This is a genomic window from Amycolatopsis aidingensis, assembly GCF_018885265.1.
GTDB lineage: Bacteria > Actinomycetota > Actinomycetes > Mycobacteriales > Pseudonocardiaceae > Amycolatopsis > Amycolatopsis aidingensis.
Genome location: NZ_CP076538.1, coordinates 6,903,227 through 6,925,421, shown reverse-complemented (window position 1 = coordinate 6,925,421; position 22,195 = coordinate 6,903,227). Strand labels below are relative to the sequence as shown.

The following is a 22,195-nucleotide window of genomic DNA, read 5'->3' as shown; positions in this document are numbered from 1 at the left end:
ATGGGTCTGGAAGAGAAGTTACCCAACGGAATTCTGCTGGCCAGCCTGGAAGGCCTGGTCAACTGGGCGCGGAAGAACTCGCTGTGGCCCGCGACCTTCGGGCTGGCCTGCTGTGCGATCGAGATGATGACCACCGGCGGGTCCCGCTACGACATCGCCCGCTTCGGCATGGAGCGGTTCAGCGCCACCCCGCGGCAGGCCGACCTGATGATCGTTGCGGGCCGGGTCAGCCAGAAGATGGCCCCGGTGCTGCGCCAGATCTACGACCAGATGGCCGAGCCGCGCTGGGTGCTCTCGATGGGCGTGTGCGCATCCTCCGGCGGGATGTTCAACAACTACGCCGTGGTGCAGGGCGTGGACCACATCGTCCCGGTGGACATGTACCTGCCCGGCTGCCCGCCGCGGCCGGAGATGCTGCTGGACGCGATCCTCAAGCTGCACGCCAAGATCCAGGACGAGCCGATGGGCCCGCGCCGTGCGGCCCTGCGCGCCGCCAGCGGCGAGCGGACCGAGCTGGTGCCCTCGTCGATCAAGTACGCGAAGAAGTGAGTGCCCGTGACTGACGACGAACCCACCAAGCCGCGGCCCGGCGAGGAGCAGTCCAGCGCCGAGCGCGAAGAAGGCGGGCTGGAACCGGCGGGCACCCGCCCCGCCCAGGCGTCCGAACCGGTGGTCGCGGGCAGGCCGCGCAAGGGCATGTTCGGCGTCTCCGGCACCGGGGACACCTCGGGCTACGGCGGCCTGCGGTTGCCCGCCTACACCCCACCGCCCGCCGAGCGGCCCTACGGCGGCTGGTTCGACGAGTTCGCCGACGAGTTCTTCGCCGCGCTCGGCGAGAACGGCATCCCGGTGGACGAGGCCATCCAGCAGGTCACCGTGGACCGCGGCGAGATCACCTTCTACGTGGCAAGGGAGCACCTGGTCGGGGTCTGCCGCACCCTGCGCGACGACCCCGGCCTGCGGTTCGAGATGTGCAGCTCGGTGTCCGGTGTGGACTACGGGCCGGAGGTGCCGCAGCGGCTGCACTCGGTGTACCACCTGATGTCCATGACCTTCCGCCGCCGGATCCGGCTCGAGGTCACCCTGGATATCGAGGACCCGCATCTTCCGTCCGTCGTGGAGGTCTATGCCACCGCCGACTGGCAGGAGCGGGAGGCCTACGACATGTTCGGGATCGTCTACCAGGGACATCCCGCGCTGACCCGCATCCTGATGCCGGACGACTGGGACGGCCACCCGCAGCGCAAGGACTACCCGCTCGGCGGGATCCCGGTGGAGTACAAGGGCGCGGAGATCCCGCCACCCGATCAGCGGAGGTCGTACTCGTGACCAGCAGCGATCGTATCGCCGAGAAGAGCACCGGCACCGACACCACGGCCGAGGGTGCCAGCAGCCAGCCCTACGCGGAGTCCAGGGAGACCACCGAGGGCCGGGTCTACACGGTCAGCGGTGGCGACTGGGAGGACTTCCTCTCCGATCTGGACCCCGAGCATGACGAGCGCATGGTCATCAACATGGGGCCGCAGCACCCCTCAACGCACGGCGTGCTCCGCCTGGTGCTGGAGCTGGAGGGGGAGACGATCACCAACCTGCGTTCGGTGATCGGCTACCTGCACACCGGGATCGAGAAGAACTGCGAGTACCGCACCTGGACCCAGGGCGTCACCTTCGTGACGCGAATGGACTACCTGGCCCCGCTGGCCAACGAGATGGCCTACTGCCTCGCGGTGGAAAAGCTGCTCGAGGTCGAGGTGCCCCGCCGCGCCCAGCTGCTGCGCGTGCTGCTGCTGGAGCTGAACCGGCTGGGCTCGCACTTCGTCTACATTGCCACCGGCGGGATGGAGCTGGGCGCCTCCACCGCGATGACCTACGGGTTCCGCGAGCGGGAGGAAGTCCTGCACCTGCTGGAGTACCTCACCGGGCTGCGGATGAACCACGCCTTCATCCGGCCCGGCGGGCTGGCCCAGGACATGCCGCCGGACTTCCACGAGAAGGTCACCGAGTTCTGCAAGGTGATGGACAAACGGCTGCCGCAGTACGACAAGCTGTTCACCGGCCAGCCGATCTGGCGCAACCGGCTGAAGGGCGTCGGCTACCTCCCGGTGGACGCCTGCCTCTCGCTCGGCGTCACCGGGCCGGTGCTGCGTTCCGCCGGGCTGGCCTGGGACCTGCGCAAGATCGAGCCGTACTCCTGCTATGACGAGTTCGAGTTCGACATCCCCACCTCGAACGAGGCCGACTGCTGGGCCCGGTACCTGATCCGGGTCGAGGAGATGCACCAGTCCCTGCGGATCATCCGGCAGGTGCTGAAGAAGCTGGAGCCCGGGCCGATCATGGTGGAGGACAAGAAGATCGCCTGGCCGGCCCAGCTGTCCGTCTCCAGCGACGGCATGGGGAACTCGCTGGAGCACGTTCGCAAGATCATGGGTCAGTCGATGGAGTCGCTGATCCACCACTTCAAGCTGGTGACCGAGGGCTTCCGGGTGCCGCCGGGCCAGGTGTACGTACCGGTGGAGTCCCCGCGCGGCGAGCTCGGCTACCACATGGTGTCCGATGGCGGCACCCGGCCGATGCGGGTGCACGTCCGGGAACCCAGCTTCGTCAACCTGCAGTCGATGCCGGCCATGTCCGAAGGCGGCCTGGTGGCCGACATGATCGCCGCGGTCGCCTCGATCGACCCCGTGATGGGGGGAGTGGACCGATGAACTCTCCGACACCCGTGCCCGAACCGGGGCCGCAGTACAGCGAGCAGACCCACGCCGCGGCCGGTGCCGATGTGGACGTCCCCGGCATCTCCACCGGCAAGGAGGAGTTCGAGCTCGCCGAGTCCACACTGGACACAGACGTGTTCGGCGAGGACATCGTGGCCAAGGCGAAGGACCTGATCTCGCGGTACCCGCAGAGCCGGTCGGCGCTGCTGCCGATGTTGCACCTGGTGCAGTCCGTGCAGGGCTACGTCAGCCAGGAGGGCGTCGCCTTCTGCGCCCGGCAGCTCGACCTTTCCGAGGCCGAGGTCAGCGCGGTGGTCACCTTCTACACCATGTACAAGCGCAAGCCCTGCGGCGAGCACCTGGTGAGCGTGTGCACCAACACGCTGTGCGCCGCGATGGGCGGGGACGCGATCTACCGCAGGCTCGCCGAGCACCTCGGCGCGGACGGCAAGCCCCTCGGCCACGAGGAGACCGTTGGCGAACCGGGGCAGCCCGGCTCGCTGACCATCGAGCACGCCGAGTGCCTCGCGGCCTGCGACCTGGCCCCGGTCATGCAGGTCAACTACGAGTTCTACGACAAGCAGACCGAGCAGAGTGCGGTCGAGCTGGTGGACGCCCTGCGCCGCGGGGAGAAGCCCGCGCCAAGCCGGGGTGCCCCGCTGACCGACTTCAAGAGCACGGAACTGCAGCTGGCCGGGTTCTTCCCGGAGGACGAGCAGACCTTCCGCACCGATGTCGACGGCCCCTCGGCCGCCGAGGAGACCCTGCGCGGTGCCCGGCTCGCCGAGGAGCGGGGCTGGACGGCACCCGCGATGGCGGACGAGGTGCCGCTGCCGGAGGTGGAGAAGAAATGACCGACCCGTTGACCCCGGTGCTCACCAAGCGCTGGCTGTCCCCGAACTCCTGGCGGCTGGACACCTACGAGCGGCTGGAGGGCTACACCGCCATCCGCAAGGCGCTCAAGGGCACCCCGGAGCAGCTGGTCCAGCTGATCAAGGACGCCGGGCTGCGTGGCCGCGGCGGCGCGGGCTTCCCGGCCGGCGTGAAATGGGGCTTCATGCCCAAGGACGAGGAGAAGCCACACTATCTCGTCATCAACGCCGACGAGGGCGAGCCGGGGACCTGCAAGGACATCCCGCTGATGATGGCGGACCCGCACTCGCTGATCGAGGGCTGCGTGATCGCCGCCTACGCGATGCGCTCGCACCACTGCTTCATCTATGTGCGCGGCGAGGTCATCCACTGCATCCGCAGGCTGAACAACGCGGTCCGGGAGGCCTACGACGCGGGCTATCTCGGCAAGAACATCCTCGGCAGCGGGTACGACCTGGACATCACCGTGCACGCCGGGGCCGGCGCCTACATCTGCGGCGAGGAGACCGCGTTGCTGGACTCGCTGGAGGGCAGGCGCGGGCAGCCACGGCTGAAGCCGCCGTTCCCCGCTGCCTCCGGCCTGTACGCGGCGCCGACCACGGTGAACAACGTGGAGACCATCGCCAGCGTGCCGTACATCGTGAACGGCGGCGCCGACTGGTTCCGCGAGATGGGCACCGAGAAGTCGCCCGGCCCGAAGATCTACTCCATCTCCGGGCACGTGGAGCGGCCGGGCCAGTACGAGGCCCCGCTCGGCACCACCCTGCGCGAGCTGCTGGAGCTGGCAGGCGGGATGAAGGACGGCATCCCGCTGAAGTTCTGGACCCCCGGTGGTTCCTCCACCCCGCTGTTCACCGCGGAGCACCTGGACGTGCCGCTGGACTTCGAGGGCGCGGCCGAGGCGGGCTCGATGCTGGGCACCACCGCGTTGATGATCTTCAACGAGACGGTCTCGGTGCCATGGGCGGTGATGAAGTGGACCCAGTTCTACGAGCACGAGTCCTGCGGTAAGTGCACGCCCTGCCGGGAGGGCACCTTCTGGATGGCGCAGGTGCTGGAGCGGATGGTCGAGGGCAAGGGCACCGAGGAGGACATCGACACCCTGCTCGATGTCTGTGACAACGTGCTCGGCCGCTCGTTCTGCGCGCTCGGCGACGGCGCGGTCAGCCCGATCACCAGCGGCATCAAGTACTTCCGGGACGAGTTCCTCGCCCTGTGCGAGAGCAACAAGGCCAAGCAAGAACTGGTGGGAGCAGCATCATGACGATCGCGCCCGAAGCCAAGACGGAAGAGACCCCGGTTCCGGAGGGGTACGTCAAGCTGACCATCGACGGCGAAGAGGTCATCGCGCCCAAGGGCGAGCTGCTCATCCGCACCGCCGAGCGACTCGGCACGGTCATCCCGCGGTTCTGTGACCACCCGCTGCTGGACCCGGCAGGCGCCTGCAGGCAGTGCCTGGTCGAGGTCGAGATGAACGGCAGGCCGATGCCGAAGCCGCAGGCCTCCTGCACGATGACCGTGGCCGACGGCATGGTGGTCAAGACCCAGCTCACCTCGGCGGTGGCGGACAAGGCGCAGCAGGGCGTGATGGAGCTGCTGCTGATCAACCACCCGCTGGACTGCCCGATCTGCGACAAGGGCGGGGAGTGCCCGCTGCAGAACCAGGCGATGGCGCACGGCCGCGCCGACTCCCGGTTCGTGGACGCCAAGCGCACCTTCCCCAAGCCACTGCCGATCTCCAGCCAGGTGCTGCTGGACCGAGAACGCTGCGTGCTCTGCCAGCGCTGCACCCGGTTCTCCGAGCAGATCGCCGGTGACCCCTTCATCGACCTGCTGGAGCGTGGGGCGAACCAGCAGATCGGCACCGCGGAGACCGCGGACGTGCTGGACCTGGCCTCGCGCACCAGCAGCGGGCACCCTTTCCACAGCTACTTCTCCGGCAACACCATCCAGATCTGCCCGGTCGGCGCGCTGACCAGCGCGCAGTACCGGTTCCGCTCCCGCCCGTTCGACCTGGTGTCCGCGCCCAGCGTGTGCGAGCACTGTTCCTCCGGCTGCGCCGAGCGCACCGACTTCCGGCGCGGCAAGGTGATGCGCAAGCTGGCCGGGGACGACCCCGAGGTGAACGAGGAGTGGGTCTGCGACAAGGGCAGGTTCGCCTTCCGCTACACCAGCGCCGCCGACCGGCTGCGCCGCCCGCTGGTGCGTAACACGCAGACCGGCGAGCTGGAGGAGGCCTCCTGGACCGAGGCCCTGCGAGTTGCCGCCGACGGCCTGGCCGCGGCGCGGGACGCAGGCGGGGTCGGGGTGCTGCCCGGCGGCAGGCTCACCGTCGAGGACGCCTACGCCTACACCAAGTTCGCCCGGCTGGCCCTGCGCACCAACGACATCGACTTCCGGGCACGGGCGCACTCCCCCGAGGAGCTGGACTTCCTCGCCGCGCACGTGGTCGGCAACACCCCGGAGCACGTCAGCTTCGGCGCGCTGGAGACCGCCCCGGTGGTGCTGTGCGTGGCCTTCGAGCCGGAGGAGGAGGCACCGATCGTCTTCCTGCGGCTGCGCAAGGCCGCGCGGGACAAGGGCACCAAGGTCGTCCACCTCGGACAGTGGAGCACCCCGGCGGTGCGCAAGACCTTCGGCGAGCTGCTGGCCTGCCGGCCCGGCGGCGAGGCGGCCGCGATCGAGGCCATTGGCCAGCATGCCAAGGACCTGGACGAGCAGCTGGCGGCCGAGGGCGCGGTGGTGCTGGTCGGTGAGCGGGCGGCCGAGGTGCCGGGCCTGTTCACCGCGCTGCACCGGCTGTCCGCCCGCACCGGCGCGAAGCTGGCCTGGATCCCGCGCCGCGCGGGTGAGCGCGGCGGGCTGGACACCGGCGCCCTGCCCACCCTGCTGCCCGGTGGCCGCGCGGTGACCGACGAGCAGGCCCGCGCCGAGGTCGAACGGGCCTGGGGAGTGGCGGCCGGTTCGCTGCCCGCGCAGCCGGGCCGGGACACCACCGGCATCCTGTCCGCGGCCGCGGCCGGTGAGCTCTCCGGCCTGCTGGTCGGCGGGGTGGATCCGGACGACCTGCCCGATCCGGAGCTGGCCCGCGGCGCACTGGCCGGTGGCGCCTTCGTGGTCAGCCTGGAACTGATGCGCAGCGCCGTCACCGAACGCGCCGACGTGGTGCTGCCGATCGCACCCGCCGTCGAGAAGTCCGGCAGCTACCTGAACTGGGAGGGCCGCCGCCGGGAGTTCGAGGTGACCCTGGAGGGCACCGGCGCGCTGCCGGACTGCCGGGTGCTGGACACCCTCGCCGTCGAGATGGACGTGGACCTGTTCACCCAGAGCCCCGCCGCCGCGGCGGGGGACCTCGCCCGGCTGCCCGCCCGGCCACGGGACGGTGCCGCCCCGGACGTTCCCGGCCTGCCGCAGGCCGCCCCGGCCGCGGGCAAGGCCGTGCTGGCGACCTGGCGGCAGCTGCTGGACAACGGCTCGCTCCAGGTGGACGAGCCGCATCTGGCCGGAACCGCACGCCCGGTGGTGGCCAGGCTGTCCGCGAACACCGCGCGGTCGGTCGGCAAGCGGGTCACGGTGTCCACCGACCGGGGTTCGATCACGCTGCCGGTGGAGGTCGCCGACCTGCCGGACGGGGTGGTCTGGTTACCGTCCAACTCGGACGGATCGAGAGTCCGCGTTGCGCTGGGCGCCGGGCACGGCGCCGAGGTGTCGATCGCGGCCGGAGGTGCTGAGTGAGCGACCCGCTTTTCCTGGCGCAGGCGCAGGACGCGGCCAGCCGCGCCGAGCTGCTCGCGGACGACCCGTGGTGGCTGATCCTGCTCAAGGCCGTGGTGATCCTGCTGATCGGCCCGGTCATGACCGTGTTCCTGATCGTGTGGGAACGCAAGGCCATGGGCCGGATGCAGAACCGGCCCGGCCCGAACCGGGTCGGGCCGGGCGGCTACTTCCAGTCCATCGCGGACGCGATCAAGCTGCCGTTCAAGGAACAGGTGATCCCGGACACCGCAGACCGCAAGGTCTACTTCCTCGCGCCGGTGATGTCCGCGGTGCCCGCGCTGATCGGGCTCGGCGCCATCCCGTTCGGCCCGCAGGTGTCCATCTTCGGTGAGCAGACCGTGCTGCAGCTGGTCGAGCTGCCGGTGAGCGTGCTGCTGATCCTGGCCACCTCGGCCATCGGGGTGTACGGGATCGTGCTGGCAGGCTGGTCGTCCGGCTCGCCATACCCGCTGCTCGGCGGGCTGCGCTCCACCGCGCAGGTGATCTCCTACGAGATTGCGATGGGGCTGGCGATTCTCGGGGTCGCGCTGTACGCGCAGTCGCTTTCCCTTTCCGAGATCGTGGACGCCCAGCAGAGCGGCTGGTACTTCTACCTGCTGCCTGCCAGCTTCGTGATCTTCCTGATCTCCATGGTCGGCGAGACCAACCGGGCGCCGTTCGACCTCCCGGAGGCCGAGTCCGAGCTGGTCGGCGGGTTCCACACCGAGTACAGCTCGATGAAGTTCGCCATGTTCTTCCTCGCCGAGTACGTCAACATGGTGATCGTCTCGGCGTTCTGCACCACGCTGTTCCTCGGTGGCTGGCGGGCGCCATGGCCACTGTCCACCATCGGCGACGGGGTGCTGAACACCGGCTTCTGGCCGCTGCTGTGGTTCTTCGCCAAGGTGTTCCTGCTGCTGTTCGGCTTCATCTGGCTGCGCGGCACGCTGCCGAGGTTCCGCTACGACCAGTTCATGAAGCTGGGCTGGAAGGTGCTCATCCCCGGCGGCCTGATCTGGTTCGTGCTGATCGCGGGCATCCGCGCGATCCGCACCGACGCGGAGGTCACCACCGGCCAGATCCTGGTCATCGGCGGGATCACCATCGTGGTGCTGGTGCTGCTCACCCTGTTGCTGCCGGAGAAGCGGCTGCCGGACGACGACTCGGTGCCGGTCACCGGCAGCGACTACCCGCTGCCGCCGCTGGACCTGAAGGTCCCGGACACCACCCCGCGCCGGAAGGCGCTCAAGGCCAAGGAAAGGGCGGCCAGGAAGGAAACGGCCTCGGTCACCGCCGGGGGCGATTCCGAAAAGGAGGGTCCTGACAATGGGACTGTTTGACCCCATCAAGGGCTTCGGCGTCACCTTCGCCACGATGTTCAAGAAGGTGGCCACCGAGGAGTACCCGGAGATCGGCGCGCCCGCCGCGCCCCGGTACCACGGCAGGCACCAGCTCAACCGGCACCCGGACGGGCTGGAGAAGTGCGTCGGCTGCGAGCTGTGCGCCTGGGCCTGCCCCGCGGACGCGATCTTCGTCGAGGGCGGGGACAACACCGAGGAGGAGCGCTACTCCCCTGGTGAGCGCTACGGCATGGACTACCAGATCAACTACCTGCGCTGCATCGGCTGCGGCCTGTGCGTGGAGGCCTGCCCGACCCGGTCCCTCACGATGATCAATTTCTACGAGATCGCCGATGACGACCGGCAACGGCTGATCTACACCAAGGAGGACCTGCTGGCGCCGCTGCTGCCGGGGATGGAGCAGCCGCCGCACCCGATGCGGCTCGGCGAGAACGAGCAGGACTACTACGTCAACGGCCCGGAACTCGCCCGCGGGCGTGGAGTGCCCTCGGGCGAGACGGTCGAAACGTCCGAAGAGAAGGCGATGCAATGATCGCGCCGATTCTCGCGCAGGCGCCGATGGAAGCGGCCGTCTCCACCGGCGAGGCCGTCGCGTTCTGGGTGCTCGGCCCGGTCGCACTGGCCGGTGCGCTGGCCATGATCTTCGCCCGCAACGCGGTGCACTCGGTGCTCTGGCTGGCGCTCACCATGTTGTCGCTGGGCGTGATCTACATGGTGCAGCAGGCGCAGTTCCTCGGGTTCACCCAGATCATCGTGTACACCGGCGCGGTGATGATGCTGTTCCTGTTCGTGCTGATGCTCGCCGGCAGGGACAGTTCCGACTCGGTGGTCGAGGTGCTGCGTGGCCAGCGGCTGGCCGCCTCGGTGCTCGGCATCGGGATGGCGGTGCTGTTCGCCGCCGCGCTGACCCGCTCGCTTGCCGATGTCACCCCGGCCGTGCCGCCGGACCCCGGCAGCCCGGAGGGCGGCGGCGCTGGCGGCCTCGGCAGGCTGATCTTCACCGACTACCTGTTCCCGTTCGAGCTGACCGCCGCGCTGCTGATCGTCTCCGGGATGGGCGCCATGGTGCTGTCCTTCACCGACCGGCACGCCAAGGGTGGCAAGCGGTCCCAGCGTGAGCTGGTCGAGGCCCGCTTCCGCGGCGAGTACGAGCGGCGTTCGCCCAAGCCCGGGCCCGGCGTGTTCGCCACCTCGCATACGGTGGCCACCCCGGCGCTGCTGCCGGACGGCTCGGTGGCCCCGGAGTCGCTGTCCAGGCTGATCGAGTCCACCGCGGCCGAGCACCTGGAACCGGGGCGCAGGCGGGTCGCGGGCGAGGAACCGGAGCCGGACGCGCGCTCCCTGGTGGGCGGTAAAGAGACCGACGAGGGGGAGAGCAAGTGACCCCGACCTACTACCTGCTGCTGTCCGCGCTGCTGTTCGCGATCGGCGCGGTCGGTGTGCTGGTGCGCCGCAACGCCGTCGTGGTGTTCATGTGCATCGAGCTGATGCTGAACGCGGTGAACCTCTCGCTGGTCACCTTCGCGCGGATCAACGGTTCCATCGACGGGCAGGTGATGGCGTTCTTCGTGATGGTGGTCGCCGCGGCCGAGGTGGTCGTCGGGCTGGCGATCATCATGGCGATCTTCCGTACCCGGCGATCGGCCTCGATCGACGACACCAACCTGCTGAAGTACTAGGGGTTTAGGCCTTGATCACATCATCGTGGCTGCTGGTCGCCTTCCCGGCGCTCGGTGCGCTCATCCTGCTGGTCGGCGGCAAGCGGACCAACGGCTGGGGGCACCTGCTCGGTTGCGGCACCGTCCTCGCGTCCTTCGCCTACGCGTTGGCGATGTTCTTCTCCAGCTCCTTCTCCGGCGCGCGGGATGTCGCGCTGTACTCCTGGATCCCGGTCGACGCGCTGCAGATCGACCTCGGGCTGCGGGTGGACCCGCTCTCGGTGACCTTCGTACTGCTGATTACCGGCGTGGGCTCGCTGATCCACATCTACTCGATCGGCTACATGCACGGCGAGGACGGCAGGCGCCGGTTTTTCGGCTACCTGAACCTGTTCGTCGCCGCGATGCTGATCCTGGTGCTCGGCAACAGCTTTGTGACGCTGTACCTCGGCTGGGAGGGTGTCGGTCTGGCGTCCTACCTGCTGATCGGCTGGTACCAGGATCGGCCGTCCGCGGCCACCGCCGCGAAGAAGGCCTTCCTGATGAACCGGGTCGGCGACGTCGGCCTTGCCATCGCGATCTTCCTGATGTGGAAGTACATCGGCAGCACCAACTACGCCGAGGTGTTCGACGGTATCGGCCAGGTTCCCACCGGGGTGGTCACCGCGATCGCGCTGCTGCTGTTGCTCGGTGCCTGCGGTAAGTCCGGCCAGTTCCCGCTGCAGGCGTGGCTCCCGGACGCGATGGAGGGGCCGACCCCGGTCTCCGCGCTGATCCACGCCGCGACCATGGTCACCGCGGGGGTGTACCTGATCGCCCGTTCCGGCCCGATCTTCAACCTCACCCCGACCGGGCAGCTGGTGGTCACCATCGTCGGAGCACTGACCCTGCTGATCGGGTGTGTGATCGGCTGTGCCTACGACGACATCAAGAAGGTGCTCGCGTATTCCACGGTGAGTCAGATCGGGTACATGATGCTGGCGGTGGGCCTCGGGCCGTTCGGCTACGCGCTGGGCATCACCCACCTGCTCACCCACGGCTTCTTCAAGGCGGGCCTGTTCCTCGGGGCCGGTTCGGTCATGCACGGCATGAACGACGAGGTCGACATGCGCAAGTTCGGTGGGCTGTACAAGCGGATGCCGATCACCTTCGCCACCTTCGGCCTCGGCTACCTCGCGATCATCGGGTTCCCTTTCCTCTCCGGGTTCTACTCCAAGGACGCGATCATCGAGGCCGCCTTCGGCCAGGAGGGCTGGCGTGGCTGGATCTTCGGCGGCGCCGCGCTGCTCGGCGCCGGGATCACCGGCTTCTACATGACCCGCCTGGTGCTGATGACCTTCTTCGGCAAGGAGCGCTGGCGGGAGATCAAGTCCAGCGACGGCAGGGAGTTCCACCCGCACGAGTCACCCCCGGTGATGACCGGCCCGATGATCGTGCTGGCCTTCGGCTCGGTCGCGGCCGGGTTCCTGTTCACCCAGGGCGACGCGCTGGTGGAGTGGCTGACCCCCTCGCTGGGCGCGTTGCAGGAGTCCGAGCACGGGGTGCTGCCACACGCGCTGGTGCCGATCCTCACGGTCGGGCTGTCCGCGCTCGGGGTGCTGCTGGCCTGGTTGCTGTTCGGCAGGCGGCAGGCCTCGGTCGAACGGCCGGAGAACGTCTCGGGTGTGGTCCGGGCCGCGCGCAACGACCTGTACGGCAACGCGCTGAACGAGAACCTGGTCGCCCGGCCCGGCCTGTGGCTCACCAGGGCCTCGGTCTACCTGGACAACCGCGGGGTTGACGGCGCGGTGAACGGGCTGGCCGCGCTGCTCGGCGGCGGTTCCGGCAGGCTGCGCCGGATGCAGACCGGGTTCGTCCGCTCCTACGCGCTGTCCATGCTCGGCGGCTCCTTCCTGCTCGTCGCCGCCCTGCTGCTGGTGAGGTTCGCATGACTCTCTTGCTCGTCCTGATCCTGCTGCCCCTGCTCGGGGCGATCGCTCTGACGGCGCTGCGCGGGAACGACCGGCTGGCCACCCTGGTCGCGCTCGGCATCTCGATCGTCGAGCTGCTGCTGATCGTTCCACTGTGGATCGGCTACGACCCTGGCGGCGAGCGGATCCAGCAGGCATCCTCCTTCGACTGGATCCCGGCCTTCGGGGTGCATTTCTCGTTCGGGATGGACGGCATCGCGCTGGTGATGATCGCGGTCATCGCGTTGCTGGTGCCGATCGTGATCGGCGCGCTCGGCTCCACCGACAAGCTGCCCGAGGGCCGCGGCGCCGCCGGTTTCCTCTCGCTGATCCTGGTGCAGGAGTCGTTGACCATCGCGGTCTTCGCCGCCACCGACGTCTTCCTGTTCTACGTCCTGTTCGAGATCATGCTGATCCCGATGTACTTCCTGATCGGCTACTACGGCGGGCCGAGGCGGCAGTACGCGGCGGTGAAGTTCTTCCTGTACTCCTTCCTCGGCGGCCTGCTGATGCTGGCCTCGGCGATCGGGGCGTACTCCCTTGCCGACGACCGGATCGGCGCGGGCAGCTTCGACTGGGCCACCCTGGTCGGGGTGGTGCAGGACGCGCCGCTTTCCACCCAGATCTGGTTGTTCCTCGGTTTCTTCATCGCGTTCGCGATCAAGGCCCCGCTGGTGCCGTTCCACACCTGGCTGCCGGACGCAGCCGGGCAGGCTCCGATCGGCGTCGCCGTGCTGCTGGTCGGCGTGCTGGACAAGGTCGGCACCTTCGGCCTGCTGCGCTACAACCTGCCGATGTTCCCCGACGCCAGCCAGGAGCTCGCCCCGCTGGTGCTGGTGCTGGCCGTGATCGGGATTCTCTACGGCGCCGTTCTCGCCGCGGGGCAGCAGGACATGAAGCGGCTCATCGCGTATGTGTCCATCTCGCACTTCGGCTTCATCGCGCTGGGCATCTTCGCCTTCACCCAGCAGGCGCAGGTCGGCGCGGTGTCCTACATGCTCAACCACAGCCTGGCCACCGGGATGCTGATCGTGGTGATCGGGATGATCGCGCTGCGCGGCGGATCCACCCGGATCTCCGACTACGGCGGCATGGCCAAGGTGACCCCGGTCCTCGGCGGCATGCTGCTCATCGCCGGGCTGTCCACCCTTTCGCTGCCCGGCACGAACTCGTTCATCAGCGAGTTCCTTGTGCTGCTTGGCTCCTTCGAGACCCGCACGCCCTACGCGATCCTGGCCACCATCGGCATGGTGCTCGCCGCGGCCTACGTGCTGTGGCTCTACCAGCGCCTGATGACCGGTCCGGTCCGTGGGGACGCCCTGGTCGGGGCAGGCGGAGGCCCGGGAACCGCGGCAGCGCCGGAAACGGGTGCGAAGAAGACGATCAAGGATCTGTCCGTGCGGGAGATCGGGGTCCTGGCGCCGATGGTGGTGCTGATCATCGGCCTCGGCCTGTATCCGAAGCCGGTGCTGGACACGATCTCCCCGTCGGTCGAGGCGACGCTCGAGGCGGTCGCGCCGTCGACGACCTTGCAGGAAGGCAACTGATACATGCTCGACGTTCTTCTTGCCCAGCAGCAGGGGGACGGGCCGCTGGAGGCCCCCTCGATCGACTACGCCGCGATTCTGCCGGTGCTGATCGTCCTCGGCGCCGCCTGCATCAGCGTGTTGTTCGAGACCTTCCTGCCCCGGCACCAGCGCTGGTCCGGCCAGGTCGTGCTCAGCCTGCTGACGCTGGCGGCCGCGGGGGTCGCACTGGGCGCGTACGTGAGTGACGCGCCGGACCGCGGGGTGGCCACCTTCAGCGGCATGATCTCGGTGGATGGGCCGGCGTTGTTCCTCTGGGGCACCCTGCTCGCCCTGGCGCTGGGCGCGGTGCTGCTGATCGCGGACCGCTCGGTGGAGCCGGGCGGGGCGTTCGTCGCGCAGGCGGGGATCCGGCCCGGCACCATGCAGGACCGGGCGCAGGCCGGTTCCACCGGCATGCAGACCGAGGTGTTCCCGCTGACGCTGTTCGCGCTCGCCGGGATGATGACCTTCTGCGCGGCCAACAACCTGCTCACCATGTTCATCGCGCTGGAGGTGCTCAGCCTCCCGCTGTACCTGATGTGCGGGCTGGCCAGGCGGCGCAGGCTGATCTCCCAGGAAGCCGCGGTCAAGTACTTCCTGCTCGGCGCGTTCGCCAGCGCCTTCTTCCTGTACGGCCTCGCGCTGCTGTACGGCTACGCGGGTTCGGTGCAGCTGGCCGATATCGCGAACGCCACGGCGGGCACGGACCGCTCCGACACACTGCTGTTCGCCGGGTTCGGGCTGCTGGTGGTCGGCCTGCTGTTCAAGGGTTCGGTCGGCCCGTTCCACACCTGGACCCCGGACGTCTACCAGGGCGCCCCGACCCCGGTGACGGCCTTCATGGCGGCCTGCACCAAGGTGGCCGCGTTCGGCGGGATCCTGCGCGTGCTCACGGTCGGCTTCGAGTCGACCAGCTGGGAGTGGCGCGGGGTGCTGTGGGGCGTGGCGATCGTGTCGATGCTGATCGGGGCGATCCTCGGGCTCACCCAGACCGACGTGAAGCGGATGGTCGCCTACTCCTCCATCGCACACGCCGGGTTCCTGCTGGTCGGCTCGATCGCGCTGACCGAGGATGGCCTGTCCGGCACGATGTTCTACCTGCTGGCCTACGGCTTCACCACGATCGCCACCTTCGGAGTGATCAGCCTGGTCCGTGACGCCGGCGGGGAGGCCACCCACCTGTCCGCATGGGCCGGGCTGGCCAAGCGGTCCCCGCTGCTGGCCTGGACGTTCACCTTCCTGCTGCTCGCCCTCGCCGGTATCCCGATGACCAGCGGGTTCATCGGGAAGTTCGTGGTGTTCGAGGCCGCGCTCTCGGACGGGATGGCGCCGCTGGTGGTCATCGCACTGGTGGCCAGCGCCATCGCCGCGTTCTTCTATCTGCGGGTGGTGGTGCTGATGTTCTTCTCCGAGCCCGCCCCGGACGGCCCGACGGTCAGCGTGCCCGGCGCGTTCACCACCGCGGCCATCACCCTCGGCGTGGTCGTCACCCTGCTGCTCGGCGTTGCGCCCAGCTTCGCGCTGGACTGGGCCGGTGCGGGCGGTTTCGTGTTCTGACTGCCTGCCCTGCCGCGGCTACTGGGGGAGCGTTTCCATGGAAGACGGGCGCGAAGGGGCCCGCGCCAAGCAGCGGGGCAGCGCCCTGCTGACCTCCATCGGGGTCGTCGCCAACGTCGCCGCGGTGGTCGCCCTTTTCCAGGGCAGGCTCAGTGCCCTCGCCTGGACGGGCGCGGTGCTCGCGGTGGTGCTCGGCGTCTTCATCGTGATCAGGCGGTGGGGAGCGCGGGTCGACGTGTGGATGGTGCTGGCCGTGGTGATCTGCCTGGTGGGTGGCGGGACGGCGGGGTTCCTGGTGGCACCCACCGGCTCCACCACCCCGCAGGCGGGCGATCCCTCGCTTCCGTCCGGCACTCCGACCTCGGCGGACACCCCGAACCCGGCCCCCGCGGACCGGATTCCGCTTCGCGACCTGCGGGTGGTCGAGAAGGAGGGGTACTGGCAGTACCGGGAGATCAGCGTGAACGGTAAGCCCCGGCCGGACGCGCTGACCGTCCGCTGTTACGGGACGTACTCCGTGCATATCGGCAGGCGGCCCGGCACGTTCCGGGCGGAGATCGGCCTCGGCGACCTGAACACGCGGGAACCGGCCCTGACGGTGCTGGACGGGACGACCGGGGAGCCGATCACCTACGACGGCAGGGAGCTCGGCGCGGGGCAGGTCTACTCCCTCGAGTTCGACACGGCCGATGTCCTGCGGCTGACCATCCGCGTGGACGACGTGATGTGCACAGAGGACAGTGAGAGCTACCTGGCCGTGTTCAACGCCGGAATCGACCCCTGAGCCCCGGACGGGATCTCCGTACGGCCGTTCCAGGCGATCTCCAGCTCGGCGATGCTCCTGCCCATGGTTCCCAGCTCGTCGGTCTCGGCGTAGACGAAGGTGAACAGCCCGGCCTCGTGCCGCCCGGTGCGCAGCAGGTCGATGCCCCACGGCCGCAACCCCTCGGTGAACCGCTGATCTCCGCCGAGGGCGTGGTTCAGCTCGGCGAACCCGATCTGCGCGAGGTCCACCTCGTGTACCGAGGTCTTCCGGTGATCAAAAGCAAAGTATCCGTATCGCATGGCTCGTTCCCTGGATGGAGTGAATTCTTGCAGAATAGACTATCAAGTTGAGCATGGCTCCTGGCAAGATCTGTCACGGAATGGGGTGATCCGATGCCGAAACAGAAACCCAAGCCACAGGCACGTGGTCTTGCAGAGGGGTTACGGGCAGCGCGTAAGGAATGCAAGCTCGCCATGATCGAGGTGGTGGAAAAACTGGACTGGTCGCAGTCCACGCTCAGCCGGATCGAGACCGGCCTGCGCAACGCCTCGGTGGAAGAGGTGTCCGCGCTGCTCGCGGTGTACCAGGTCACCGGGGCACGGCGGGATTCCCTGCTCGAGATGGCCCGCGACGTGGACCGTCCCAACTGGCTGGAGACCCGCTACGCCGACGTTCCCCACCAGGCCAAAACCCTGGCACAGTACGAATCCGACGCCACCCGGATCGTGGATGCCGCCTCGATTCTGGTTCCCGGCCTCTTGCAGACCCCGTCATACATTCGAGCCGTGATGCACTCGACCGGAGTCGCCCCGGCGGATATTCAGGCGCGGGTCGACTTGCGGGCGGAGCGGCAGAAAGTACTGGACCGTCGCAAACCCCCGAACCTGGTCGCGTTCGTGGACGAGGCGGCACTCCGGCGCCGGATCGGTGGTTCCCTGGTGATGGCGGACCAGCTCCGGCACCTGGTGACAATGGCGGAACGGCCCGCCGTCGAACTCCGGGTGATTCCTTTCGATGTGGGTGGCCACCCTGGGGTGAACAGTGCGTATGTGCTGCTCGAGTTCTACGACGCACGACCGGTCGTACATCTGGAACACCGCCGCTCGGGCCTGTTCCTGCACCAGAAGGCCGATGTCGATCCCTATGTCGAGGCGACCGCGAGCCTGAACGCGGTCGCCTTGGATCCTATGCAGTCCGTCCGTATGGTTGAGTCGATAGCGGAAAGCTACGACTGACCTGGGTGAAAGGACGGCCCGCCGTGCAAGACCTCACCGGCGTGACCTGGCGCAAGTCCAGCTACAGCGGCTCGGAGTCCAACTGTGTCGAGCTGGCCGTCACCGCGGACCGGACGGCGATCCGGGACTCGAAGGACCCCGAAGGCGGGGCTCTGGTCCTGACCCGCCCGGAGTCGGTGGCCCTGTTGTCGGCCCTGCGCCGCGGCTGATCAGTCCAGCCGGGCACGAATCGAGGCGATCTTGCCCGCCAGGCGGTCCGCATCGCCGGGGAACAGGTTGAGGTACTGGTTGCCGGGCGGCCCGCTGAGCTCGATGCCGATCCGGCCCGCTTCGGCGTCGAGATACGACAGCGTCGCGGACGCCTCTTCCCTCCCGCCTGCTGCGCGCCTGGCGACATGCAGGTAACCGAGCCCGTAGTGCGGTGGTTCCAGCAGCGCAGCCATGGCGCTCGCGTCGCGGCTGCGCTCGTAGGCGTCGGCCCGCTCCAGTGCGGCGAACTCCTCCTGGCGCACCGAGAACGGGGTGAACTCGGCCGGCGGAAAGTCGGGTAGCTGCGCGGCGAGCGTGCCGGTCAGGTCGTTGTCCTCGGCCGGGCCGAGCCACACCGTCCCGTCCCGGTGCGCGGCGGCCACCGCATCCCGCCCCTTGGCGGCGACCAGTGCCGTGTACTGCACATCGCCGGTGCGGATGAAGGTGTAGTACTCGGTGTCCGGCCGGTCCAGCAGGTGCAGCGTGTCCTCGAAGTCCCCGGTCAGTTCCCTGCCCCTGACCAGGCCGAGGGAGCCGAGCTCGTCCAGTATCTCCCGGTCCACCTCTGCCCGGATCTCTGGCGAGATGTAGTGCGCCCCACCCGCGAAGACCACGTGCGGTCTGCCGCAGCCGGTCTGTGCCATCGCGCTGAGCAAGGTGTCCAGTGACAGTTCCAGCAGGTGGCGCACGGCCACGGTGCCTCCCCCTCCCCGCAGCCGTCGCTAGCTTTCGTCTTTCCTGGTCTCGCCGATGACCGGGGGCACGACCTTGCCCTCGAAGCCGCCGTAGGTCTCGTCCGGGTCGGGATCCTTCAGGTAGTCGGGCCGCTGGCGGTCCTTGTCCTCGCCACCCTGGCCGCGGCCCGCGCCCGCGCCCATCGGCATTCCGGCGGCTCCCGCTCGTCCGGACGTTCCCGTGGAGCCCGGTGCGCCGCCCGTGGTGCCCCGAGCAGTACTGCCCTCGCCCGGCAGGGCGCCGGTGAACCGTCCTTGCCCCGGCATGCCGCCGGTCCGTCCGGAGCCGATGCCTCCGTTGCCGCGATACCCGCCGCTCCCGGGCCCGGAGCCGCTGCCGCCACCCGGTCCGCTGCCGATCGGGCCGAAGCCGGACCCGCCACCTGGCCCGGTACCGGTGCCCGTTCCGCCGGGCGGCCTGCCACCCGGCCCGAACTGCTGGCCGCCCTGCTGCGGAGTCGGTTCGGGAGCAGGGCTGGGCCGCCAGGAAGAAGCCCCGGTGCCATCGGTATCGGTGCTGGTGCGCCCGGCCGGTACCCGCTGTGTGCCGGGCGTTGGACCCTGTCGGTCGCCCGTGCCGCCTGGTGCTCCCGTAGCGGGGCTTGGCGGTGGCCGGTAGTCCCCGCCGCCGTCGCTGCTGACCCCCGGTCGACCACCGGAAGCACCGACCGAGCCACCGATCACCGGTGGCGCGACCCTGGAACCGCCCGGACCCCCGGCCTCCTTGGCGCCGCCGCTGCCATCGGCCATCGAGATCGGCGCGCCCGGATCGGTCAGCGGCGCGAACGCGGAAGGCATCGTCTGCCCGTTGCTGGTGCTGGCCTGGTGGTAGGTGGTGTAGGCCTGCACATTGGCCTCGCTTTCGGCCTGCCACTTGCCGACCTCGGCGATGTACCTGCCCATGTCGCCGATCGACATCGAGTCGAACAGCCCGGTCGCCGTCATCTCCGGCGGCTTGTCCGATACCGGCACCACACTGTTCTGCACCCGCCGGAACGACTCGATCTGATTGTCGATCGCGTGATCCGCGACGTTGAGATAGCCGGAATCCAGCTCGCTGGCTTTGGCCAGTGGTTTTGCGGCATTCGCCGCAGCGGAACCGGCTTGACCTTTCCAGCCTTCCTGAATTCGCTGTTCCAGCCGGGCCACCTGGCCCGCTCGATCTTGCAGCCGAACCTTCAGCTCTTCGGCTGCCTGCTTCGCGACGGACAGTTTCTCCGGCCCAGGCCCGCCGTTGATCTGCCGGTAGATTTCGGCAGCTGAGAGCTTGCCCGCCATCAGTTTGCCCCCTTGATGTTGCTGATCACCATGGCCGCGACATCATGCGCCGCCTGGCACGGATCGGCCTCCCCCACCTTGTCCTCGGACAACTGGATGTTGACATTCACTGCCGTGGTATCGCTGGTGCCTACAATGACAGGACATGCACCGGTTGTTCGCGGGTCGTCGTAGATGCTGCTCGCTACCGCTGGATACCCAGCGACCGGATCGAGGACTTCAAACAGGCGCGCTCTATCCCCGTTGCCGTAGATCGCGCTAAGCCCGTCGTAGACTTTTGGGAAGATGACGGAAACGCTGGCTTTGGTGGGAAGACCCGCGCTCCAGCTACAGGCCGGTCCCGATGGGCCGTTGATGTCGGGCTCCGGGCTCACCTTGGCATTGAAGATCCTGGTGACCTGTTCGGATGTGAGCACCTCACACGGGGCCTGCTGGAAGCGAGAGATGTCGAGCGGGTTCTCGACCTTGGGCGCTCCGTTGTTGGGTGCGCTGGTTGGCTCTGACGTGCCGGATGGCGACTGACCGGTAGCGGTTGGTGCGAGGCTCGGGCTGCCCGGTTCCTGGCCCGAGCAGCCTGCCAGTAGGATCGCTACGGTGACGAGCAGCGGAGTCGCCTGGCGCATCAGAGGATCGAGCCACCCGTCTTGCTGATCTCAGCAGCGCTGTCGTCCTCGTTGGCGGCGTACCGGCCCATGGCGGCACCGTATTTCTCCGCCTGCGCCCAGCAGTAGTCCTCCCGCTCCTTCAGGGCACCCAGCAGGGTCATCCCGGTGTTGTTGACCATGGTCGCGTTCTCCCCACTGGCGAACTCTGCACCCGGCCCTTCGGCTTGCGCGATGTTCCTGGCGTGCTGCTGGTCTTTCCGGAATTCTTCCGCCGTGTCCTCCCACTCGGCTTTCAGGATGCGGAGCTCATCCAGGCTGTACTCGAAGCCGGGGCCGCCCGCCGCGGCCTCGCGTGCGCCCGCGGTCACTCCGGAGGCCAGCCAGCCGATCGTGCTGATGGTGTCGCGTCCGTCGGGCTGCTCAGCCACGGTTCACCCCTGCCGCATATCGAGCCGCGCGTGCCTTCCCCGTCGTCATGGTCCCTCCCGAACCCATTCCGACTCGATGTGACCTGTTGTCGTTCGCCTACGCTGCGTGTTTCGACGGGCCGACGTTAGCACGGGTTCCGATTCGGCCGACCCCTTTCGCCGAGATTCGCCATACCCGCTGACAGCAGAATCCGCCCCGCGCGCATAGCTACTTTGTGTCCATTGAATATTGCTGTAAGTAGTGACTAGGTGCTTGCTCAAACCTAGAATTTGTCACCGAAATGCAGCATCAGCTATCGGGAGCGGGGAGCAGCATTGTGCGAACGCGTGCAGGGTGGTTGCTGGCCTGTTACCTGAGCCTGCTGGTGCACACCGCCTGTAGCGACACGGGGACCGGGCCGGTCGAGGTAGTTCAACCCGAGCAGCCTGAACGGTCGGCACCTGAGCGGCCCGAGGACCGGAACACCGCAGCGTTGGGGGCCGCGCTCGGCGCGCTCGACACCTGCGCGCTGCTCGGGAAGCCGAAGTCGCAACCGGGCCGGCACACTTGTTCGGCCGCCGGTGGGGACGCCGAGGAGATCGGGGTCAGGGTGGCCGACTGGCCGCCACGGAAGAAGTGGGCGCTGTTGCCGATCGAGCTGGCAGGTAAGCGGGCCTACCAGCTCCGGCACCAGCCAGGGCCACTCCCGGTCGCCTGTTCCATGGTTGTTCCGCTCAGCTTCCGGGTCGCGATCGAGTTCAAGTATGACCACGTCACCTTCGGTCCCGAGCGGGAGGACCACTGTGCCCTGCTGCGCGGGGTGGCCGAGGACGGCGTACGCAGGATGATCGGCATCCCCGGTATGGAAGGCTTCCTGTTCGGTCCGAACGAGAACGACACTGGAGCGCTCGGCGCCTGCGTGCATCTCGACGAGCCCGGCGCGGCGCAGGAGTGCGAGCCCGCCCGACCGGCACGGGTTCCGGAGGGCGCCGACCGTGTGCTCACCGTGGGCAGCGCCGACCCGAACGTGGCGTGCGCTGCCTTCGCCGGAGCTGTGCAGCAGCCCTACGGCCCTTCGCTGACACCGGTCGTGCATCGCGGAATCTGCTATTTCGCCCAACCCGAGCACCGGATCCAGATCGAGGCCGGCTTCGGCGTGCTGGACAGTTCGCCCGCGGACTGCGGCACCCCGGTCGAGCTGTTCCGTGACCGCACCGAGACGACGCTCGGGGGCAACGCTGCGGTGACCTTCCGCAGCATGGACCGAAGCTCCTATCACCTGTGTGTTTCCCCGCATGACGATCGTCAGCGGGCGGGTATCGTCTTCTTCGGTGTCACGGCTTTCGGGGAGCGTGGCGTGCAGACGCTGAGCAGTCCGGTACTGCCGGACAAGGACGTGGACAAGGCACGTGCGGTAGTCGATCGGGTGCTGGACGAAGCCTTCCACTGACCCGTGGCATGGGTCACCACGGTGCTTGGACCTGCGG

22 protein-coding genes are annotated in these 22,195 nt (G+C 68.5%); 17 read left to right on the top strand and 5 right to left on the bottom strand.

Going from position 1 to position 22,195, the window contains the following annotated elements; genetic code table 11:
* Genes KOI47_RS31730 through KOI47_RS31665 form a run of 14 tightly spaced genes read left to right on the top strand, consistent with a single transcriptional unit; the run spans position 1 to position 16,217 of the window.
* Positions 1-549 (top strand): NuoB/complex I 20 kDa subunit family protein, encoded by a 549-nt coding sequence (locus KOI47_RS31730; protein WP_141998955.1) that lies wholly within the window; start codon positions 1-3, stop codon positions 547-549.
* Positions 550-1,329 (top strand): NADH-quinone oxidoreductase subunit C, encoded by a 780-nt coding sequence (locus KOI47_RS31725; RefSeq protein WP_408629868.1) that lies wholly within the window; start codon positions 550-552, stop codon positions 1,327-1,329.
* Positions 1,326-2,705, top strand: a complete 1,380-nt coding sequence (locus tag KOI47_RS31720) for an NADH-quinone oxidoreductase subunit D (RefSeq protein ID WP_216210672.1) — start codon at positions 1,326-1,328, stop codon at positions 2,703-2,705. Before KOI47_RS31725 ends, KOI47_RS31720 begins: the two co-directional genes overlap by 4 nt.
* A complete protein-coding gene (gene nuoE, locus KOI47_RS31715; RefSeq protein ID WP_216210670.1) occupies positions 2,702-3,565 on the top strand; it encodes an NADH-quinone oxidoreductase subunit NuoE in 864 nt (287 codons plus the stop codon). The genes KOI47_RS31720 and nuoE overlap by 4 nt, the downstream gene beginning before the upstream one ends.
* The gene (gene nuoF, locus KOI47_RS31710; RefSeq protein WP_216210668.1) at positions 3,562-4,848 is read left to right on the top strand and encodes an NADH-quinone oxidoreductase subunit NuoF; all 1,287 of its coding nucleotides are present in this window, start codon (positions 3,562-3,564) and stop codon (positions 4,846-4,848) included. Before nuoE ends, nuoF begins: the two co-directional genes overlap by 4 nt.
* Complete coding sequence (locus tag KOI47_RS31705) at positions 4,845-7,319, top strand: NADH-quinone oxidoreductase subunit G (RefSeq protein ID WP_216210667.1); 2,475 nt, start codon at positions 4,845-4,847, stop codon at positions 7,317-7,319. Before nuoF ends, KOI47_RS31705 begins: the two co-directional genes overlap by 4 nt.
* Positions 7,316-8,680, top strand: a complete 1,365-nt coding sequence (gene nuoH / locus KOI47_RS31700; protein ID WP_232376383.1) for an NADH-quinone oxidoreductase subunit NuoH — start codon at positions 7,316-7,318, stop codon at positions 8,678-8,680. The genes KOI47_RS31705 and nuoH overlap by 4 nt, the downstream gene beginning before the upstream one ends.
* On the top strand, positions 8,667-9,233 hold the full coding sequence (gene nuoI / locus KOI47_RS31695; protein WP_216210664.1) for an NADH-quinone oxidoreductase subunit NuoI: 567 nt from the start codon (positions 8,667-8,669) through the stop codon (positions 9,231-9,233). The genes nuoH and nuoI overlap by 14 nt, the downstream gene beginning before the upstream one ends.
* The gene (locus KOI47_RS31690) at positions 9,230-10,084 is read left to right on the top strand and encodes an NADH-quinone oxidoreductase subunit J (RefSeq protein ID WP_216210662.1); all 855 of its coding nucleotides are present in this window, start codon (positions 9,230-9,232) and stop codon (positions 10,082-10,084) included. The genes nuoI and KOI47_RS31690 overlap by 4 nt, the downstream gene beginning before the upstream one ends.
* Complete coding sequence (gene nuoK / locus KOI47_RS31685; RefSeq protein ID WP_216210661.1) at positions 10,081-10,380, top strand: NADH-quinone oxidoreductase subunit NuoK; 300 nt, start codon at positions 10,081-10,083, stop codon at positions 10,378-10,380. The genes KOI47_RS31690 and nuoK overlap by 4 nt, the downstream gene beginning before the upstream one ends.
* An 11-nt stretch (positions 10,381-10,391) precedes the next feature.
* Positions 10,392-12,290, top strand: a complete 1,899-nt coding sequence (nuoL, locus tag KOI47_RS31680; RefSeq protein WP_216210659.1) for an NADH-quinone oxidoreductase subunit L — start codon at positions 10,392-10,394, stop codon at positions 12,288-12,290.
* A complete protein-coding gene (locus tag KOI47_RS31675) occupies positions 12,287-13,855 on the top strand; it encodes an NADH-quinone oxidoreductase subunit M (RefSeq protein WP_216210657.1) in 1,569 nt (522 codons plus the stop codon). The genes nuoL and KOI47_RS31675 overlap by 4 nt, the downstream gene beginning before the upstream one ends.
* A gap of 3 nt (positions 13,856-13,858) precedes the next feature.
* Positions 13,859-15,433: an NADH-quinone oxidoreductase subunit NuoN gene (gene nuoN / locus KOI47_RS31670; protein WP_216210656.1), complete on the top strand. Its 1,575-nt coding sequence runs from the start codon at positions 13,859-13,861 to the stop codon at positions 15,431-15,433.
* Between the two features lie 37 nt (positions 15,434-15,470).
* Entirely contained in the window at positions 15,471-16,217 is a 747-nt protein-coding gene (locus tag KOI47_RS31665; RefSeq protein WP_216210653.1) for a hypothetical protein, read from the top strand.
* On the opposite strand, the gene KOI47_RS31660 is transcribed toward KOI47_RS31665, so the two are convergent.
* A complete protein-coding gene (locus tag KOI47_RS31660; RefSeq protein ID WP_216210652.1) occupies positions 16,181-16,498 on the bottom strand; it encodes a hypothetical protein in 318 nt (105 codons plus the stop codon). The two genes, KOI47_RS31665 and KOI47_RS31660, sit on opposite strands and share 37 nt — an antisense overlap.
* Before the next feature lie 93 nt (positions 16,499-16,591).
* Here KOI47_RS31660 and KOI47_RS31655 point away from each other — a divergent pair, with 93 nt between their 5' ends.
* Together KOI47_RS31655 and KOI47_RS31650 are read left to right on the top strand one after the other, a co-directional pair.
* Positions 16,592-17,434, top strand: a complete 843-nt coding sequence (locus KOI47_RS31655) for a helix-turn-helix domain-containing protein (RefSeq protein ID WP_216210650.1) — start codon at positions 16,592-16,594, stop codon at positions 17,432-17,434.
* Positions 17,435-17,457: 23 nt separating this feature from the next.
* Positions 17,458-17,643: a DUF397 domain-containing protein gene (locus tag KOI47_RS31650; protein ID WP_216210648.1), complete on the top strand. Its 186-nt coding sequence runs from the start codon at positions 17,458-17,460 to the stop codon at positions 17,641-17,643.
* Here the strand turns inward: KOI47_RS31650 and KOI47_RS31645 are convergent, their stop codons facing one another.
* Genes KOI47_RS31645 through KOI47_RS31630 form a run of 4 tightly spaced genes read right to left on the bottom strand, consistent with a single transcriptional unit; the run spans position 17,644 to position 20,728 of the window.
* Complete coding sequence (locus KOI47_RS31645; protein ID WP_216210646.1) at positions 17,644-18,378, bottom strand: ESX secretion-associated protein EspG; 735 nt, start codon at positions 18,376-18,378, stop codon at positions 17,644-17,646. It lies immediately after the preceding gene.
* Positions 18,379-18,405: 27 nt separating this feature from the next.
* Positions 18,406-19,695 carry a PPE domain-containing protein gene (locus tag KOI47_RS31640; RefSeq protein WP_216210644.1) on the bottom strand — a complete coding sequence of 430 codons (1,290 nt, stop codon included), beginning with the start codon at positions 19,693-19,695 and terminating at the stop codon, positions 18,406-18,408.
* Positions 19,695-20,318 (bottom strand): DUF3558 domain-containing protein, encoded by a 624-nt coding sequence (locus KOI47_RS31635; protein ID WP_216210642.1) that lies wholly within the window; start codon positions 20,316-20,318, stop codon positions 19,695-19,697. The genes KOI47_RS31640 and KOI47_RS31635 overlap by 1 nt, the downstream gene beginning before the upstream one ends.
* Positions 20,318-20,728 carry a hypothetical protein gene (locus KOI47_RS31630; protein ID WP_216210639.1) on the bottom strand — a complete coding sequence of 137 codons (411 nt, stop codon included), beginning with the start codon at positions 20,726-20,728 and terminating at the stop codon, positions 20,318-20,320. Before KOI47_RS31630 ends, KOI47_RS31635 begins: the two co-directional genes overlap by 1 nt.
* Before the next feature lie 317 nt (positions 20,729-21,045).
* On the opposite strand from KOI47_RS31630, the gene KOI47_RS31625 reads away from it, so the two are divergent.
* Positions 21,046-22,158 (top strand): hypothetical protein, encoded by a 1,113-nt coding sequence (locus KOI47_RS31625; RefSeq protein WP_216210637.1) that lies wholly within the window; start codon positions 21,046-21,048, stop codon positions 22,156-22,158.
* Positions 22,159-22,195 lie beyond the last annotated feature (37 nt).